The organism is Gleimia hominis, assembly GCF_002871945.2.
Lineage (GTDB): Bacteria > Actinomycetota > Actinomycetes > Actinomycetales > Actinomycetaceae > Gleimia > Gleimia hominis_A.
In genome coordinates this window covers 276,055-294,153 of sequence record NZ_CP126963.1, presented here as the reverse complement: position 1 = coordinate 294,153, position 18,099 = coordinate 276,055, and the positions used below count along the sequence as shown (strand labels likewise).

Genomic DNA, 18,099 nt, shown 5'->3' with positions numbered 1-18,099 from the left:
CTTTTGGTTCCGCGTTTTGAGTTTTTGAGAGATTCGGCGTCCGGTTTTGGTGCTTCCCGTGCCTGACAGGTGCAAGGCAGTTCTTCCTCCCTGAGTGAGGGGCTGCATCACCTACTACAGGAAGGGATCATGATGGCACCCAAGTTGCAGATCATCGATCTGAAGGATGGGCAAGGCGTCCTCGTTGAAGCCGATCGTCGACGCGTGGCGGGCCGCTAACCCGCACATTGTTGGGCTGTGGGCAGATGTCGAGGAAGCAGCCATCGCTGCCATCACATCTCGCCAGCCGATTCGACTACGGAACCTGCGGTTCGGTGTCGAGTCTGGGATTCTCTTCATCCAGCTGCCCTCAGGTATGCGGCTCGCCCACGTGTTGCCGCTCGAGCACGGCGGCACTCACGACTTCGAGAATCTGCGCGCCTTGTGTGAACCGCGCCACTCCCAACAGACAGCCCTCGATGATGACCGCTGGAGGCGAACACCCAGGTTCTACAGCTACTGATGAGCCAGCACGTTTGTTGCGTCTGGGTAAAATACGTAGACGACGTGTCGAATTGTGCGGTAGATTGACCTCGAAACGATCAAAGGGGGCATAATGATAGCTAAAGCCTCTACAAAGCCGCTAGTCGCCACTGGAATCTCGCTGGCGCTAGCTTTCTCAACAGCGGGTGTCGCTAATGCTCAAGAAACTGAGACTACGCCACTTGGGTCGCAAACTGCCATTGTCGATAGTGCAATTACTGAGGCTGAGATTGATGCTTTTTCTCAGGATGTTGCTGATAAATTCGTAATTCTCATGCGAGATGGCATCATTTACGATGGAAGTAGTTTCAGGAGCAATGATGACGTCTTGTCTGCTGCGGGATTCGCTAACGAGGCAGATTTGATCGAAGAGCTTGTTGATTCGTTAAATAAAGGAGCAAATAACCGTTACACCAGTGTCTACACGGATCGTAGTTTGAGTTCTTTTGGAAAGTGTGTTGTGACCGGAGTGCTGGGCTTTTCACCATTCCAAATCGATTACAACCTGCTCGGTAAATACATTAAAGAAAAAGCTTGGAATAAGGTAGCTGACCTTTTACAAAAGTATGCAAAGAAAGAGATTGAGAAGAAGGCTGGTAGCGTTGTCCTTAAGCAAATCATCAAGTCCACGCCAGCTGGCTTCGCAGCTTGGCTGGGAGTATATGCAGTAGGTTGCGCAGGAAAGGAAGCGTGAGACTGGTGGATTGGTTAAATCACATATCTTGGCGGGAACTGCTGATGGGTTTCGTTGCGTTTTTAGCAGTTATCACCATTATTACTGTGCTAACGTCTCTATTTTTCGAACTAAAGTCGGTTCTATCTATCACGATTCCAGCCTTTATCCTTGGTAGTCTCGTAATGATGATTCAGAAGTTGCGTCCCGAGTCAGATAGAAAAAGCTAAATGACTATTTACTATAGATAAGTAGTTACATGTTCCGATGGGGTGGGAGAGCATTTAGTTGTTCTCCCACTCCATCTCCGGTTTAAGGCCATTTCGTGTTGTTTTTAGACCGGGTTGTCGGCTTGGGGATAAGGAAAAATCTGGTTTGAAGTCGGGTTGAATGAAGGAATGGGAATCCTCGATGCAAGATCTGTGGCGGGGTGATGATGAAGCATAGAAAGACTGGGGGCCGGCCGCGTCTTCGGTGTAAGTCGTGTTCATCCACACAGACTCGTTCCAATGACACTCGCGCTCGTGGTTTTGCTGTGTTCTTAGACTTTGTCACGGGCCGGCATACGTTGCGTGACCATGGATTTCAAGCACGCACACTACGTCGACATAACGAACTGTTTTGGCATCTGTGGCCCGCCTCTTCACTCGTTGATGAGGTTCATCATGTGGTCTTCGTTTATGGGATCTACCTTTTCCACACTCTCGTGGCCTTAATCGCGTGTATGAAGACTCACTTCTTGGGGTGGTACGTGGCCAAAGGAGAGACCACCCGGGCCTGGCAGTGCCTCATCGGGCGTATTGGAGTCCCGGATGTGGTGGGTCTGCTGATGGTTTGGTTGCCATGGAGTTTGCTTCACTGGGTGGGCAAGGGAGGATGTTGGTCATGCCGAAGGCTTATAGTGATCAGTTCAAAGCAGATGCTGTGGCACTGGTGGAATCGGGGATGGGTAGGTGCCAGGTGTGTGCCGATCTGGGGGTCTTGCGTTCCTGGCTTCAAAAATGGGTCATGGATGCGCGTCTGGTATCTCACGGAATAAACCCGTCAAGCGATCCAGAGACAGTTAAACTGATGCGGGCAGCGTTGAAGCGGATTCGTGAGCTGGAAATGGAAAATGAGGTATTGCCAGCTGCGGCGGCTTATCTTTCTCAGGAGGTGATTCGCCCAAGATTATCTACCCGACCGTGGAAGCACTAATCGCTCAGGGGAGGGCACCCCTCCAGGTCGCGACTCTGGTGTTAGGTTTTTCTCGTCAGGCTTTCTATCGGTAGACAAAGAATCGCCTCAGTGCTCGAGAGTGCGGGGAAGCTGTATGTGAGGCCAAAGGTTCCATGGGTAGGGTCGGGGCGTGCGGGGATAACGCTGCGATGGAGTCGTTTTTCCCGCTGTTGCAAAAGAATGTTCTAGATCGGAAGGTCTGGACTAGTCGGAATGAGCTATCTGTAGCGATCACCCACTGGATCGAGCGGGCATACCACCGTAAGCGCCGTCAAAGAGCTCTCGGATAATTAACACCCATCGAATATGAGACAATCATGAGACCGGCCGCACCACACGCGGTCTAAAAACAAACAGGAAAACAGTCAACCAAACCCACAGCAGACCCAACAGTACCGCATGTACATGTGCACGTCGTTCCACGCTGGAAAGATGACAGAATCCCAGACTTTTGGCCAGAAGGCACTGATTCATCACCAGCAGAGCTAGACGAAACTCTAGCCAAACTAAGAGCAGTCACCTCTGTAGTAAACCGACCTTCAGAAGAGGAGCCGCACCAACATCTATCGTTCATCCAATCGATCATCTCACGAATAGCGGAATCTTCTGCACGGGCTAAGAGCTGGCTTCTGCCTATCGTGACCACCGCTTATAGCTTTGCCGCCGTCAATCATTCACAGGAAGTCACGCTTCTCGGTATCGGTGCTGCGTTACTTCTCTCCTTCATTGATACTGGCTATCTCGCGACTGAACGTCAATACCGTCGTTTGTACGATCAAGTGGCTACATCCTCAAGTGAGAAACCCGCAGCACCGGCCATCGACCACAGTTTCCCGCGTTACCGTGCCATTTCACGCGGCGAGCACACACTCGCGCACAGTCTTATTTTGTATCAACGTCTTAGTCCAACGTTTTCCACTATGCGCATCGGTCTACGCGGCCGGCGTGGGAGGTGACACAATGGGCCCTATGAGTGAAGAGAAAAATGTTGAGCAGTCCATGGCGAACCGTGGGGAGAATCGGTCTCGCCGCCCCGATTCGCAAGCTTTCCGGGAGTTCATTGGGTCCGGTTGGGGGGAGCGGCCGGCGCCGCGCGGCCGCCAGGAGGTGGCGGACTATTTGCCGGCTCGTCATGAGAAAGCGGGCGAACCGTTCACGGGTGAGCGCCTAGTGATCCCAGCGGGTGGTTTGAAGGTGCGGAACAATGATTGTGACTACCGGTTTCGCGCGCATTCTGCGTTCGCTCATTTGACGGGGCTTGAGGGCGAGTTGGAACCCGATTCGGTGCTGGTGCTGCATCCAACTGATGAGGGTCATGAGGCGGTGTTGTACTTTAAACCTCGGGCGGCAAGGTCGTCGGAGGAGTTTTATGCGGATCCGCGTTACGGCGAGTTCTGGGTGGGCGCGCGACCGTCACTGCAAGAGATGGAGCAGATGACGGGGCTGCGGTGCGCTCATATTGACACGTTGCGCGATGGGATCGCGAAGGATGCAGGGCAGGTTCCAGTGCGGGTGGTTGCGCAGGCGGATGCGAATGTGACTCAGCTGGTTAATGAGGTTCGACAGCAGGCTGGTTTGCCGCACGGTGCGGACGCGCAGAAGATTGACGATGAGTTGTTGGAGCACCTGTCGGAAATCCGTCTTATTAAAGACGCGTTTGAGGTGCGGGAGATGGAGCGGGCTGTTCAGGTTACGAAGGAGGGGTTTGAGGAGATTATCCGCTCACTGCCCCGCGCGGCGGAGCACCGTCGTGGAGAACGCGTGTTGGAGGGCGCGTTTGGAGCTCGTGCCCGCGAGGAAGGTAATGGCCTGGGGTACGACACGATTGCGGCGGCTGGGAACCATGCGAATACGTTGCATTGGATTGATAATGACGGGCCGGTTCGCAAGGGTGATTTGGTGCTGGTGGATGCGGGAGTGGAGTTGGATTCGCTTTACACCGCGGATATTACCCGCACGTTGCCGGTTGATGGGACGTTTACGGGGCCGCAGCGGCAGGTTTATGAGGCGGTTTTAGACGCTTGTGAAGCGGCTTTAGCTCGGGCGCAGGAACCGGGTTGTCGGTTCCGTGATATTCACACGGCCGCCATGGAAGTGTTGGCGAATCATTTGGAGAACTGGGGGGTATTGCCCGTGTCTGCTGAGGAGTCCCTGTCGGTTTCTGGGCAGCAGCACCGCCGGTGGATGCCACATGGCACTTCGCACCACTTGGGGTTGGATGTGCATGATTGCGCGCAGGCCCGGCGGGAAATGTATTTGGATGCGGTTTTGAAGCCTGGGATGTGCTTCACGATTGAGCCGGGGCTTTATTTCCGTGCCGATGACCTTTTAGTGCCTGAGGAGTTCCGTGGGATCGGGGTGCGTATTGAAGACGACATCTTGGTTAATGAGGACGGGTCCGTGCGCCGCATCTCGGAAGATATTCCCCGCACTGTTGCAGACGTGGAGCAGTGGATAGCTCAGGTGCAAGCTCGTTAATCACGCTCAGACGCGGGCTCTGTGGGTTCTGCCGGCTCTGTGGCCGAAGCGGCGGAGTCGATGCCCGACTGGGTTGGTGGTTCAGACTCGTCCGCGGGTTTTGCGTGCCTGGGGTGGTGATGCTGCGGGGCAGTTGATTCTGGTTGCTGCGCACCGTGTTGTTGCCAAGTGTTCGGTTGTCCTGCGGGTTGCTGCGCCGTGTCTCGCTGCGCCGCTTTTTGCGCGTCGCTCAACCGCACGCCGTAGCGGGGTTGTTCGTCGGGCCTGGATCCGAACGCGGTTGGCCCAGTTTGCGTGGCAGGTTCCGGTTCTGGTTCGCGAGTGAGGTTTCCGGGTGAGTCCGCGAGTACTTCGCGGATCCGCCCGGCCTCAATGGTGGCGAGTAGCATGTAGCGGCCCGCAACGATTTGGGTTACGGACGTGAAATCCCGTTTCCCTCTTGATAGTAGGTAGGGAATTACGGACATTGCGGTGTAGAAGATCACACCCAGAGCAATGCCAGCGACGAGTATCAGTGGGGTGCGGTTCGGCATCCACAGGTAGATGAGCAGGGAGAACAGCAGGCCCATCCAGATTCCCGACAGGGCGGCCCGGCCGAGCACTTTCCAGATGGTGAGTCTGCCGGTTACGCGTTCCACTTGCCGCAGGTCCGTACCTACGATGGTGACGCCACGGACGTCTATGTCCATGTCAGAGATTTTGTCGACTGCGGCTTGGGCTTGCGGGTAGGTGCGGTATGACGCCACTTCCGTGCCGGTTGGCAGTTGAGGCAGGAGGCCCGCTGCGAGGCCTTTAACACTAATATTTCCACTCATAGGAACTATCTTTGCAGATAACGCTTAGCGGATCCTGTGGGATGCGCGCCGTTTCGCTTAGGGCGTGCATATAATCTTCCCATGCCAGCATTGAAAACGTTAGAAGAGTTTTTAGCCACTATTGATCATGAGGATCATCGTGCCCGCATGGTGGAGGTACTGCAGTGGGTTGAAAGCCACTACCCCACGTTGCAGATGCGGATCGCGTGGAGCCAACCCATGTTTACGATGGATGGCACGTTCATCGTGGGGTTTTCGGCCGCTAAGAAACACATGGCGATCGCTCCGGAACGGGCGGGGATTCTACATTTTGAAGACGAGTTCGAAGCCCGGGGGGTTGATCACGGGAAAATGTTTGTGCGCCAACCTTGGGCTAAACCGTTTGATTTTGACCTGCTCGGCCGCCTCATTGAGTTCAACATGCAAGACAAGCAGGGGTGTACAACATTCTGGCGTAAATCTAAATGATTTGAGTACCTAGCCCGATCCAGGTGCTGCTTCTCCTACAAACAGCCTTGCTTCTCCTACAAGCAGACGTGTTTATTCTAGCTAGCAGGCTTCTACTAGCTAGCAGCTTTCCCCGTGTTCTACTAACAGCTTTTCATCCAGTGACATAAGGCCGTAAACCTAGCCTTTGGTAGCGCGTTTTGGTTGTTTCCGTTTTAGGGCGGTAACGTTGAAGGTGCCTCAACCCAGGTGATGCTGGGCACCTTAGTTTTTCAAGGAGACAACTTGTCGGGCTACGTTGAAAAAACGGGGATTGATCAGATCCCTAATCAAAATCGATATGGAAAACCCTCGGGGTTATTTTTCGTGTGGGCTGGAACCACCACTAACATTTTCACTCTGACCTACGGGGCGATGCTGGTAGTAGTTTTCCAGCTCTCATTTTTCCAAGCACTAGTCGCAATCATCGTAGGCAACGCACTTGCCTACCCCCTCCTGGGCCTCACCTCACTGCAAGGTCCGCGCACAGGAACCACATCTATAACTATTTCCCGCGCCGCATTGGGAACAGTAGGGGCACGCGTAAACGCGGTACTTTCCTGGCTTATGCTCATCGGTTTCGAAGCCGGTGGGCTCATCCTCATTTACTACGCAGCCGACGGGATCCTCACGGGCGCGGGCGTAAATATGAATGCAGCAATCCGCATAGGGATGATTATTGCGCTGGGGGCGGTTCAAGCGCTCATCCCCTTTTTCGGACACCGCCTGCTGATGGCCGCGCAAAAATACGCGACATGGATTTTTGTGGTTGTATTCATTGCACTTGCCGTCGTAATTATTCCGCAGATGAACGTTTCTGAGGGTGGCGCTGGATTCTCTTGGTTCAGTTTCATTTCGGCCACGGCCCTCGTCATGGTTTCTGGAGGTCTGTCGTACGCACCTTCAGGCGCGAATTTCTCTCGGTACCTGCCAAAGAACACCGACTCACGCGCCGTCGCATTATGGGCAACGATGGGCGGGCTATTGCCCTATATTCTGCTACAAACTCTAGGGGCGGGGCTAGCGACCGTCACTGTTTCCGCTAACGTGGATGTCACAAACCCGCTAGCTCTTCCAACTGTGCTGCCGAACGCATTCGTGTTCCCGTTTTATCTTCTGGTGATTGCGGGGCTGATGATCCAAAACTCCACGAACCTGTATTCATCCAGCCTCAATCTACAAACCGCGGGAATCCAAGCCCCACGCATGCTGATCGTGATTACGGACTCACTCATAGCCATCGTGATCACCGTAATCGCAGTGTCCCAAGCGAGCTTCTACGAGTTCTTAAATGTTTTCCTGTCCTCACTGAGTATCTGGCTCGCTCCCTGGGTAGCAATAAACCTAACTGATTTCTTCTTGCGTTCCGGCACGTACCAGACACGGGATTTCACCGACCTGCACGGGTCCCGCAGCGTAGACACACCCGGATGTTTGGCGCTCGCAGCAGGAATGCTGATGGCGTATCTATTCTCGAACTCCGGTTCTTTCGTAGGGCCCCTCACTGCCTCGCTCTCTCCAGACAACCCGCTACTAGCACCCGACTTAAGCATCATTACGGGCGCGGCCACAGCCTCATTCATCTACTACACAACCCATCGAACAAAACTAAGGAGCGTAACTTATGCTTAACCGCCACCTTTTAGACGTCGGATACGCACGCGCGCATGCAGACACGGTAATCAAAAACGGAAAACTTGTGAACGTCCTGACTGGTGAAATCTACCCAGCAGACGTGGCGATCGCGGATGGGCGTGTGGCCGCGGTGGGTGACGTGAGTGCGCAAACCGGGCCGGATACTGAAATCATCGACGCCCACGGGTCACTCATGACACCTGGCCTCATTGACGGGCACTTGCACGTGGAGTGCTCGAAACTATCCGTAACCATGTTTGCAGATTTAGTGTCCCGCTACGGCACCACTTCGGTAGTGTCGGGGCTCGATCAGATCCTGGTTGTGGCCGGTTTGGAGGGCGTTAAGGAATTCCTCGCAGAAGCACGCGAATCGGCTATGCGCGTGTGGTGGGGCGCCCCAGCGAAAGCGCCTTACACGGTACCGGAATCTAACGTGGGCCACCGGTTTGCGGTTGCCGAACACAAACAAGCGCAACAGATGCCGGAGTGCGTTGGCCTGTGGGAAACCGTGCAAGAGTTCGTAGAGCAGGAAGATGAGGAGGCTTTGGAGGCGATCGCGCTCGGAGCAAAGAATCGTTTGCAACCGTTCGGATGCGCGCCGCTGGTAGATGCGCGCCGCACCGCAGGGTACGCAGCCGCCGGAGTTGCCCTATGCCACGAATCGTATTCCCCAGAGGAAGAGCTGGAAAAGATGCGCAACGGCATCAACATCATCATCCGCGAATCCACTGCCGCACCCATGTTGAAAGAAAACATCAAGCTGGTTACCGAAATGGGTGCGCCTTCACATCGCGTCGGGTTCTGCACGGACGATGTTACCGCCACAGATATTCTCGGGCGCGGGCACCTGGATTATGTGGTTCGGTTGGCGATTGAACAGGGCGTTTCCCCTATTGAAGCGGTGCAGATGGCGACTGTGAATACTGCTCGCATGTATCGGCTGGACCATTTGATTGGTTCTATTGCCCCGGGCCGCTACGCAGATATTTTATTTGTTGATTCGCTTGAGGACTTCCGCCCTCATACGGTAATCAAAGGCGGCAAGATTGTGGCGCGAAATGGTAAACCGGTGCACGCGCCCACGCCTCCGGAGCGCAGCGCAGCAGTGTCTGACACGTTCCACTTGGGGCAGGTCGACCCCGATCGGTTGTGTGTAAAAGCGCAGGGGAAAACCGCGAGGGTGCGCACGATTGAGCTGTCCACTGGGGTGGCTTTTAAACGCCGCGGGAACCAGGTTGATCTGCAGGTTGTGAACGGTATCGTGCAACCTGATCCAGACCAAGACACGCTACTGCTCGCAGTTGCTGAACGTTACGGAAAAACCGGTAACCTCCCGGTCGCATTCGTCCAGGGATTTGGAATTAAACGCGGTGCAATCGCCACGTCTGCTTCGCCCGACGACAACAATATTGTGTGTGCGGGCGCAAACCAAGCGGATATGGCGACGGCAATTAACGAAGTTGTACGTATCGGCGGGGGCCAAGTAGTGGTTCTAGACGGAGAAGTTATTGCCAGCTTGCCACTGCCCGTAGGTGGGATTGTTGCAGACATCTCCGCCGAACAGATGATGGAACAAGAGCAGGCACTAGACAAAGCTGCACACGAACAGTTGGGCGCCACAATCGATTTTCCGTTCATTCAACTGTTTTTCCTATCTATCACCGCTATCCCCGATTGGGCGATGACGGATTTGGGGCTCATTGACTGCGTTAATTTCGTGGTCACTGACCCTGTGGTTTAGACGAGTTTTGAGGCGTCGTTTCCTCTCCCGGGGTTGTTCCTCCCTCAGGAATATTTAAGAAGAAAGGCATGTGTTATGGCGTTGAAAGAGTTTATTGCGGGGCTTCCGAAGGTTGAGCTGCATCTTCATATTGAGGGCACGCTGGAGCCGGATTTGAAGTTTAAACTTGCTAAGCGAAACGGGATCGAGCTGAAGCACAAGACGGAGCAGGAGGTGCGGGATTCGTATTCTTTCACGGACCTCCCATCGTTCTTGGAGGCCTATTACGAAGGCATGAATGTGCTGCAGACCAGTGAGGATTTTTACGAGCTGGCTATTGAGTACTTCCGGCGGGCTGCGAAGCAAAATGTGCGTTATGTTGAGGTATTTTTTGACCCTCAAGCACACACTGCGCGGGGCGTGTCGTTTCACAACGTGATCAGCGGGCTTCGGCGCGCACAGTTGGAGGCCGACCGGAACCTGGGTGTATCATCCCAGCTAATCATGTGTTTCTTACGTGATTTCCAAGCTGAGTTCGCGATGGCTACGCTGCTGGAATCCCTCCCTTACAAAGAATGGATCGTGGGTGTGGGCTTGGATTCGGATGAAAACGGGAACCCACCGGAGAAGTTCACGCAAGTGTTTGAACGAGCTCGCGCAGAAGGATACCTGCTGACCATGCACTGTGACGTGGACATTCCCGGGTCTATTGAACACATCCGCCAGGTACTTGAAGACATTCGGGTGGACCGCATCGACCATGGCACCAACATTGTGGAGAACCCGGAGCTTGTGCAGTACGTGGCAAAGCACCGGATTGGTTTGACGTCGTGCCCGATTTCGAACACGTGGGTGTCTGACACGTCGAAAGTGGAACTGCTGGTTGAGCTAGATAAGCAGGGTGTGCTGGTTACAGTTAACTCCGACGATCCCGCGTACTTCGGTGGTTACATCGGGGAATGCTTCGAACGCGTCGCTAAAGATAGTGATGAGGTTGACGAGGCGATGCTCACCCGCCTAGCGAAGAACGCGATTGAGGTGTCTTGGGCGCCGCAGAGGACTAAGAATCGGCTCCGGGAAGAAATCGATAAGTATGTGAAATGATTTCTGCCGCGTGTTTCAGCCCCGTGTAAAACACGGGGCTGAAACCTTATTCAATTTGCGGGCTGATTCTATTTCCCAGCCGCGACCTCTTTGGAGGATTTCACAGATACATGTTGTACCCACCGGTAGAGCGCGTACATGCCACCAACGAACAAAACCACACCTGCTAAGTCAGAGACCGCGCCGAACCCATCCGGAGATATAGCTAACGCTTGGTCGTTCCCAGCGGCACCGATTATAGCGGCATTCAGCACGCCGAACAGAGACTCCCCCACGATCAAGCCGGTGGCTAGCAGCACTCCGAACCGTTTCGTCACACCGGGGCGTTTCGTGGTGTTCGCCCACTTGTCGTAGAAGTAGCCGACGAACGCACCGATCGGAATCATGATTGTAACTGCGGACGGCAAGTACATGCCCATTCCCACCGCCAGTGGTGGCAGCGAGTAGCGCGTGTTCCGGCTTAGAACCTCATCAATAATAATGACTACTACCCCAACGGCAGCACCAATACCGATCAGGCCCCAATCCAGAGAGCCACCGAACACGCCTTTAGCCAGCGAAGAAATTAAGGAGGCCTGCGGGGCGGCAAGCTGGCCGGGTTTGGTACCGAAACCGAACGAAGATGCCATCAGATCGAGAACCGGGGGAATCACCAGCGAGCCGAACCCAACGCCGATCATCAACGCAACCTGCTGTTTCCAAGGAGTTGCGCCAACCAGCTGCCCCGTCTTGAGGTCCTGCAGGTTGTCGTTAGAAATAGTTGCTACACCGAATACGACGGCCGCGGTGAATAGCGTGTACGCAACCAATGCGGACACTTCATCGCCCGACGCCGCACCATGCAGTGCTTTCACTAGGAGGGCGGCAATAATTACCACGAGGATACCAACCCCGGAAATTGGTGAGTTCGATGCCCCAATCAGACCCGCCATGTACCCGCACACTGCGGCTACGAACAAGCCGATTAAAAGCACGAACACGACCGAGAGGATCACGAGTTTGAACGCGTCGTTCGTCAGGTGGGTTTCGCGCACGAACATGAAAATCAATGCGCCCACTGGAATAAGTAGCGCAAGGATCGACACGCCCACCACGGTGATGGGAATGTCTTGTTCTTCCCGGCTCACCACTTTTCCGTCGTGGCGGGCACGTGATGAAGCGAGAGATTCGCTGATGCCTTTGAATACGGGGCCCATTACTTTAATGAGGGTCCACACGGCTGCTACTGCCATGACGCCAGCACCGATGAAACGCACCTGAGAGCTGAACACGTCACCGGCAACCTGCGCTAGATCTGCGCCCGCACCAACTTGGCCCGACGTGTAGTAAGGCAAGAATACGAAGTAGCCGATTCCAACACCTACCAGCATGGCAACTGCAACGGCAACGCCAACTAGGTGCCCAATGCCCATCAGAGCCATTGACATGGACACACCCACGAGGGTGCCCCCACTGCCGATGCGCAGCGCACCAGAAAGTTCACCGGCTGCCACTTTCATTGCGGACAACAGTTGCATCAGCGCGGACGCACCTGCGCCAGCACCAATAATTTTTAGGCCGTGCCGGTTGTCTGCCCCCGCTTGGTGCGTGTCACCAACCTTGAGTACCTCTGCAGCCGCTACCCCCTCAGGGTAAGGCAAGTCTGAATGCGTAACGAGGGCGCGTCGAAGCGGAATAGAATATAGGACCCCAAGGAAGCCACCGACGGCGCACACCGCAACGGTTGTCCAATAGGGGAATCCTTGCCACCAGCCGATCAGCACGAGGCCGGGGAGGACGAAAATGATTGCAGAGAGGGTGCCTGCAGCGGAAGCAATGGTTTGAACAATGTTGTTCTCTTGGATCGTGTGATCCTTCCAAGCCCTAAGGACGGCCATGGAAATAACTGCGGCGGGAATAGACGTAGCGAACGTCAAACCAACTTTGAGCCCTAAATAAACGTTCGCGGCCGTGAAGATCAGTGTGATTACACCGCCGATCACGATTCCTCTGAACGTTAATTTTTTAATTGGCGCATTTGCGGCCTTGGTGGGCGCACCGGGTTGGTCAGCCCCCTTAGGGCTTGCTTTACTCATATTTAATCTTTCTACACTGTCGGATAATTGCCGAAGGGCACCTTCCCCTGTAGAAGGCGCCCTTCAATACTAGTGTCAACAATTGTTGTGGTCACATTTCCTCTGCAGATTTGTCCACTTCGTGGTTATGTCACAATCGAGAGAAAGCACACATTCCATTAAATACAAACCTCAAAGTGAAATGAGCCACTCTCTAGTAAAACGTGAACATATGTGACCGAACGAGATTGCTGTCTGAGTGATCCCACGCAGATGGGCCTATCGGCTAGATAGACCGCAGTATTGAGTTCGTGGTTTTAGAATAAAAAACCTCATCTAACACTTCAACTTGAATCAATGCGCCACTTTTAAATCTGTGCTTGTGCTTCATAAGAGCTTCGCAATTACCTCTTTTACATGCAGGTCAGGGTGGTTATTAGCAGCTTTGCGTAGCTCGTTAATGTCCGGTGGGTTCGCCGCCCCCTGGGGGTGTTTCAAAATTTCGCTCACGAGGTACGCGCATCCCAACAGTTTTTGCTGAAGCGGAACGTGGAACTGGTCGAAATAACTAAAAGCAGCGAGCGTGGAATCACCCGCCCCCGTAAAGTTCGCTACCATCACGGGGAAAGCGGGCACCCGCGCGGTCTCGCCAGTGCGACTATCTACCGCGAGCATGCCTTCAGCGCCCAGTGTCACCACTATTACCGGCACATACCGGGTGAGTTTCTGCGCGGCCTCCTCCGGATCAGCTACCGCCCCATATTTTTGCGCCTCCAGCTCGTTAAGCATCCACACGTCCGTGTTTGGCAACGCCGGTAAATCCTGCGGATCCCAACGTTGCGATGAGTCATAACCGCACGAACCATAAACCCGCGGCCCACGCTGCGCAACGCCGCGCTCCTGCCGCGCAGCCCCACTCTCCCGTTGCCGCGCAGGGCCGCGCTCCACCTGCGCACTCCCACTTTCCTGTTGGCACGCTAGCCACGCGGGAACTTGCGTCTGCATGTCGATAATCGCGTGGTCAATCGCTTGCTCACCTGCAGCTTCTGCGGTGGTGGGGGCAAAACCAATCGAATGTACAGGTGGTTTTTCTACTGTTACCATGGCCCGGTCCTGGGCCACAGACATCGCCACGGTAGTGGGAATCGCCCAGCCTTTAGCTGGCTCGCACAAACTACAGTCCACATTTTCTGCCTGCATGTCGGCAAGCAGTTTGGCACTGACCTCATCGTCACCAATCGGCGCACACAACCACGTGCGTCGGTGCAGACGCGCAGAAACGCGTGCCATCGTGGCGATCCCACCCCAGCTGTAGCCGATCGCATTCGCGTATATCTCTTCGCCCTCAACCGGCAAACGTTCCAGACCCGTCAGCGTAATGTCGCGAAACACGGTGCCCAGTACTAAAACTGAAGCACCTTCACGTACGCCATTTTCACTAAACACGCATTTTTCGCTATCCACGCTCTTAACATTTTGGGCCTGCTGATTCGTAGATTCTGTTTTGATAGTTTGCTGAGTTGGTCCACGTCCCATACCTCTGATCATAATCGTTCAATACGGTAAAATTTATTCAATGAAGGAGATACCTGTACACGTCAGCGCTGTTTTATTCGACATGGACAACACCCTCACGGACTCAGAAATCGCATGGGACAAAGCGGCTCAATCCCTCTGGGCAGAGGCCGGCAAGAAATTGGAGCGAGAAATCCCGCTGGGCGGCACGGTTGAAGACGTCGTCACCGTTTACCGCAGCGACTTCCCCACCGCGGATCCACAAACAACGGCGCAGCGCATGTTGGAACTGTTGCGCGCGAACCTCACGGAAGTAATCCCCACCCCGGGAGCCGACGCGCTAGTTCGGAGGCTAACAGTTCCCCGCGCAATCTCGTCTAACTCACCGGGTCAGATAGTGCGCGAAGTAACCACAGCTGTAGGCTGGACGGACTTATTCACCACCATGCTCGGAGCCGATGAAGTCGACAGTCCTAAACCCGCCCCCGACCTGTATCTTGAGGCCGCCCACCGATGCGGCGCAGCGATTGAAAACTGTGTTGTGTTTGAGGATTCCGCGATGGGCGCCCGCGCTGCGCGCGCGGCGGGAGCAGGATACCTCGTGACTATTGGACCCGACGCACGCGACCTCGGTGACAAGAATGTTGCCAACCTTCAAGATCCCGCTATCACCCAGTGGAATCCACAACTCAAATAATCAGCCGCAACGCAACTGCAATGCTTTACGCCCGTACTCTTAGCTTGCCGATGACGAAAGGAAGAACATGCTCCTGATCCCAACTCCAAAGGAAGTTCACTGGCAGAGTGGTCAGCTCACCCTCCCCGACCCGGTTGTCATTACCGGTGACGTGAAAGCGGTACGCACGCTAAAGCGTCATTTGCGCAAGGCCGGGGGGCTCACGGTGCAAGACGGCCTAGGCGGCACCATTAGTTTTGAACGCGACGAAACTCTGGCGGGGGAACAATACCGACTGGTGGTTAACGAACACCAGGTAAAACTGTTCTTCGGTACGGAACAGGGAGCAGCGCGGGCAGTGCAAACCCTGCTGCAACTAATGCCCGTGCAGATCTACGGGCCGGGGCCCATGCAAGAAGTCACCGTAGCGCGGGTGGAGATTAAAGATGAACCAAAGTACGCCTGGCGTGGCGCACACAGCGACGTGGCCCGCCACTTCCTACCGTTTGAAGGTCTCCTCAAGTACCTCGATGTAATGGCGATGCACAAACTGAACGTGCTGCACCTGCACTTGACGGACGACCAGGGGTGGCGCATCCCCATCCCGAAATATCCGGAACTGACCCGCACGGGTGCGTGGCGGCCCGGTACGGTGCGCGGACACCAACCCCCACCGGATGAAAACGATTGTGACGACTACGCGGCTCACGACGGAATTCCCCACGGTGGCTACTACACGACTGAACAGTTGATGCGTCTGAATGAGCACGCGGATGAACTGGGGATCACGATAATGCCCGAGATTGATATGCCCGGGCACATGGAATCCGCAATCGCCGCGTACCCGCACCTGGGGTGCGACCACGTTCAACACCCGCGCACGTGTTTTGGCATTTCCGGGCACGTTCTGAAGCTCAACGAAACCACCGTGCAGTTCTGCAAAGACGTGCTGGATCACGTGATGAGCGTTTTCCCCTCTTCCCCGATTCATATTGGGGGCGACGAATGCCCAGGTGACGAGTGGCTCACTGACCCCTCATCGCAAGAAACGATGCGTAAAGCTGGGGCGCAGAATACGCATGAGGCACAGGCGTGGTTTGAAGAACAGATCACCGAGCATCTGATTGAACGCGGCCGCCAGGTGGTGGCGTGGGATGAGGTGCTTGAAGGCGGGGCTCCTAAAGAGGTGACCGTAATGGTGTGGCGCGACAAGAAAGCCATTACCGAAGCTGTTAACGCTGGTCACGACGTTATTGCCGCAATCGCGGAATACACGTATTTGGATAACAGTCAGTACGAGGGGCCGAATGAGCCCCTTTCGATTGGTGGTCCGGTGACGTTTGAGAAGGTTGCGAAATATCATGAGGCGATTGTGCCTCAAGGTGAAACCAATCTAGCTGCCACCGCTTCAACTGAAACCACTACAGCTGAAAACAAGGCTGCACGCGGGCGGGTGCTCGGCGGACAGTTCCAAGTGTGGGCCGAGTACATCCGCACGTGGCCGCGAGCGCAGTACTCGGCGTGGCCGCGCGGGTGCTCAGTTGCGCAGCAGTTGTGGACTGGTGGGAGTGAGCACGTGGAGTCCGTGGATCAACTAATGCCGCATCTAGCGCGGTTGACGGCAGCGGAAATAAACTGGTGCCGCCCACCCGCGCAAGTCAAGTAAACCCGCTCAAGACAAGTAAACCCGCGCAAGTCAAGTAAATATGCGTGTGCGATTACCAGCCGCGCAGTTAGTGCCTCGGCTGGTGGAGCCGCATGGTGCGAAGAAATCGTTTTGTAGGAATAGGAGTACGCAGTTGCAGAAGATAACGAACCCGGCGCCACCGGAACTGGTTGAGGCGCTAAACCAAGCTGCGCAAAAGATTACCCGCGCGTGTGGGCAGGTTGCGGGGCAATGGTTCACGCGTCTGATGTTGAATACGTGGCAGACCACGATGTCCCCCTCGCGCGGGGGCGTGTTCGTGATCACAGGCGATATTCCTGCGATGTGGCTGCGCGATTCTTCAGCTCAACTACTGCCGTTCTTACGGTTCGCTTCCCTACCCGTCGTGGCTCGCACTATCAGCGCGGTGATCCGTCAGCAGTGGCATTTCATCAATATCGATCCGTACGCGAACGCGTTCAACGCCACCGCGTCGGGCGCTCATTTCGCTGCGGACGACCTGGACCTCAGCCCGCAGGTGTGGGAACGTAAGTACGAGATTGATTCGCTCGCGTTTCCCGTCCGCCTGGCACACCGGTTCTGGCAGCTAAACGGCCCTGAGCATTTAACGCCGCAAGTTCACCAGGCTGCTGCGAAAATAGTTGCGTTGTGGCGAACCGAGCAGCATCACGAGGAACGCTCCCCCTACCGGCATGTGCGGCCCAGTGAACCCGTGGACACGTTGGCGCGAGAGGGCCGCGGCGCTCCCGTTGCGGTTACGGGCATGACGTGGAGTGGATTCCGCCCCTCAGACGACGCGTGCACCTACGGGTACAACATTCCCGCCCAACTCATGGCGGTTTCCGCGTGTCGCATGATCGCCCAGTTCTGCGAGGTTTGGGACGACCCTGCGTTGCAAGAATCCGCCCTCCAGCTCGCCCGCGAAATCGAAACGGGCGTGCAAGAACACGGGACTATTGACGGGGTTTACGCCTACGAGGTCGATGGCTTAGGCAACGCGTTAATAGCCGACGATGCGAACATGCCGTCTTTACTGTCCCTGCCGCTCGTGTCTGACATTCCCAGTAGTGATCCGATTTATTGCGCGACCCGCGAGCGCGTACTGAGCCAGGCGAACCCGTATTATTACACGGGCCCGTACGCTTCTGGGGTAGGTAGCCCCCACACCCCTAAGGGGTACATTTGGCATATCGCACTTGCCTGTGAGGGACTGACGGGCTCCATGGATGATGCAGCTCGGTGCTTAGAAACCATCCTCACAACCGACGGGGGTACCGGGTGGACGCACGAGAGCTTTGACCCAAGTGACCCAAACGTGTTTACCCGCGAATGGTTCAGCTGGTCTAACTCCATGGCGTGCGAACTAATGCTGCACCTCGCGCAGAACTAGAGGCTCGGCTCATAGTTTAGATGCGCGAGGTGCCATCACCAGTTATTTAGTTCCTAGTCACTATTCGGATGGGTGGCCGACGCCAGCCGCGTTAGTTCACCATTCGGATGGGTGGCCGACGCCAGCCGCGTTAGTTCACCATTCGTA

15 protein-coding genes and 2 pseudogenes are annotated in these 18,099 nt (G+C 55.2%); 14 read left to right on the top strand and 3 right to left on the bottom strand.

Annotation, left to right across the window (positions count from 1 at the left end; translation table 11 throughout):
* The first annotated feature begins 129 nt into the window (after window positions 1-129).
* The 7 genes and pseudogenes from CJ187_RS01320 to CJ187_RS01290 all read left to right on the top strand — a co-directional run bounded on the left by CJ187_RS01320 (window position 130) and on the right by CJ187_RS01290 (window position 4,891).
* Window positions 130-219, top strand: coding sequence for a DUF2800 domain-containing protein (locus CJ187_RS01320; RefSeq protein ID WP_233187306.1), 90 nt, complete (start codon window positions 130-132; stop codon window positions 217-219).
* Complete coding sequence (locus CJ187_RS01315) at window positions 185-502, top strand: HNH endonuclease (RefSeq protein ID WP_233187307.1); 318 nt, start codon at window positions 185-187, stop codon at window positions 500-502. The genes CJ187_RS01320 and CJ187_RS01315 overlap by 35 nt, the downstream gene beginning before the upstream one ends.
* 93 nt (window positions 503-595) lie before the next feature.
* Complete coding sequence (locus CJ187_RS01310) at window positions 596-1,216, top strand: hypothetical protein (RefSeq protein WP_102216095.1); 621 nt, start codon at window positions 596-598, stop codon at window positions 1,214-1,216.
* Between the two features lie 412 nt (window positions 1,217-1,628).
* Window positions 1,629-2,015 (top strand): annotated as a pseudogene (locus tag CJ187_RS01305) (IS256-like element ISAod1 family transposase); the annotation flags it as partial.
* Between the two features lie 65 nt (window positions 2,016-2,080).
* Window positions 2,081-2,392 carry a transposase gene (locus CJ187_RS01300; RefSeq protein WP_434737329.1) on the top strand — a complete coding sequence of 104 codons (312 nt, stop codon included), beginning with the start codon at window positions 2,081-2,083 and terminating at the stop codon, window positions 2,390-2,392.
* Between the two features lie 128 nt (window positions 2,393-2,520).
* A pseudogene (locus CJ187_RS01295) lies at window positions 2,521-2,703 on the top strand (integrase core domain-containing protein); the annotation flags it as partial.
* A gap of 679 nt (window positions 2,704-3,382) precedes the next feature.
* Window positions 3,383-4,891, top strand: coding sequence for an aminopeptidase P family protein (locus tag CJ187_RS01290; protein WP_102216097.1), 1,509 nt, complete (start codon window positions 3,383-3,385; stop codon window positions 4,889-4,891).
* On the opposite strand, the gene CJ187_RS01285 is transcribed toward CJ187_RS01290, so the two are convergent.
* Window positions 4,888-5,706: a general stress protein gene (locus tag CJ187_RS01285; protein WP_102216098.1), complete on the bottom strand. Its 819-nt coding sequence runs from the start codon at window positions 5,704-5,706 to the stop codon at window positions 4,888-4,890. The genes CJ187_RS01290 and CJ187_RS01285 overlap by 4 nt on opposite strands.
* A gap of 81 nt (window positions 5,707-5,787) precedes the next feature.
* Here CJ187_RS01285 and CJ187_RS01280 point away from each other — a divergent pair, with 81 nt between their 5' ends.
* The 4 genes from CJ187_RS01280 to add all read left to right on the top strand — a co-directional run bounded on the left by CJ187_RS01280 (window position 5,788) and on the right by add (window position 10,651).
* Complete coding sequence (locus CJ187_RS01280) at window positions 5,788-6,174, top strand: iron chaperone (RefSeq protein ID WP_102216099.1); 387 nt, start codon at window positions 5,788-5,790, stop codon at window positions 6,172-6,174.
* Between the two features lie 264 nt (window positions 6,175-6,438).
* Window positions 6,439-7,824, top strand: coding sequence for a purine-cytosine permease family protein (locus CJ187_RS01275; RefSeq protein ID WP_199171056.1), 1,386 nt, complete (start codon window positions 6,439-6,441; stop codon window positions 7,822-7,824).
* A complete protein-coding gene (locus tag CJ187_RS01270) occupies window positions 7,817-9,568 on the top strand; it encodes an adenine deaminase (protein WP_102216101.1) in 1,752 nt (583 codons plus the stop codon). The genes CJ187_RS01275 and CJ187_RS01270 overlap by 8 nt, the downstream gene beginning before the upstream one ends.
* Before the next feature lie 75 nt (window positions 9,569-9,643).
* Complete coding sequence (gene add / locus CJ187_RS01265; protein ID WP_102216102.1) at window positions 9,644-10,651, top strand: adenosine deaminase; 1,008 nt, start codon at window positions 9,644-9,646, stop codon at window positions 10,649-10,651.
* Window positions 10,652-10,719: 68 nt separating this feature from the next.
* Here add and CJ187_RS01260 read toward each other — a convergent pair whose 3' ends face one another.
* Together CJ187_RS01260 and CJ187_RS01255 are read right to left on the bottom strand one after the other, a co-directional pair.
* Window positions 10,720-12,726, bottom strand: a complete 2,007-nt coding sequence (locus tag CJ187_RS01260; RefSeq protein WP_284667715.1) for an OPT family oligopeptide transporter — start codon at window positions 12,724-12,726, stop codon at window positions 10,720-10,722.
* 366 nt (window positions 12,727-13,092) lie between these two features.
* The gene (locus CJ187_RS01255; RefSeq protein WP_158237710.1) at window positions 13,093-14,169 is read right to left on the bottom strand and encodes a carbohydrate kinase family protein; all 1,077 of its coding nucleotides are present in this window, start codon (window positions 14,167-14,169) and stop codon (window positions 13,093-13,095) included.
* 112 nt (window positions 14,170-14,281) lie between these two features.
* On the opposite strand from CJ187_RS01255, the gene CJ187_RS01250 reads away from it, so the two are divergent.
* The 3 genes from CJ187_RS01250 to CJ187_RS01240 all read left to right on the top strand — a co-directional run bounded on the left by CJ187_RS01250 (window position 14,282) and on the right by CJ187_RS01240 (window position 17,952).
* Complete coding sequence (locus CJ187_RS01250) at window positions 14,282-14,917, top strand: HAD family hydrolase (RefSeq protein WP_102216105.1); 636 nt, start codon at window positions 14,282-14,284, stop codon at window positions 14,915-14,917.
* A 67-nt stretch (window positions 14,918-14,984) separates the two neighbouring features.
* Window positions 14,985-16,562, top strand: coding sequence for a beta-N-acetylhexosaminidase (locus CJ187_RS01245; protein ID WP_102216106.1), 1,578 nt, complete (start codon window positions 14,985-14,987; stop codon window positions 16,560-16,562).
* 133 nt (window positions 16,563-16,695) lie between these two features.
* Window positions 16,696-17,952: a glycoside hydrolase family 125 protein gene (locus CJ187_RS01240; RefSeq protein ID WP_233187308.1), complete on the top strand. Its 1,257-nt coding sequence runs from the start codon at window positions 16,696-16,698 to the stop codon at window positions 17,950-17,952.
* Window positions 17,953-18,099 lie beyond the last annotated feature (147 nt).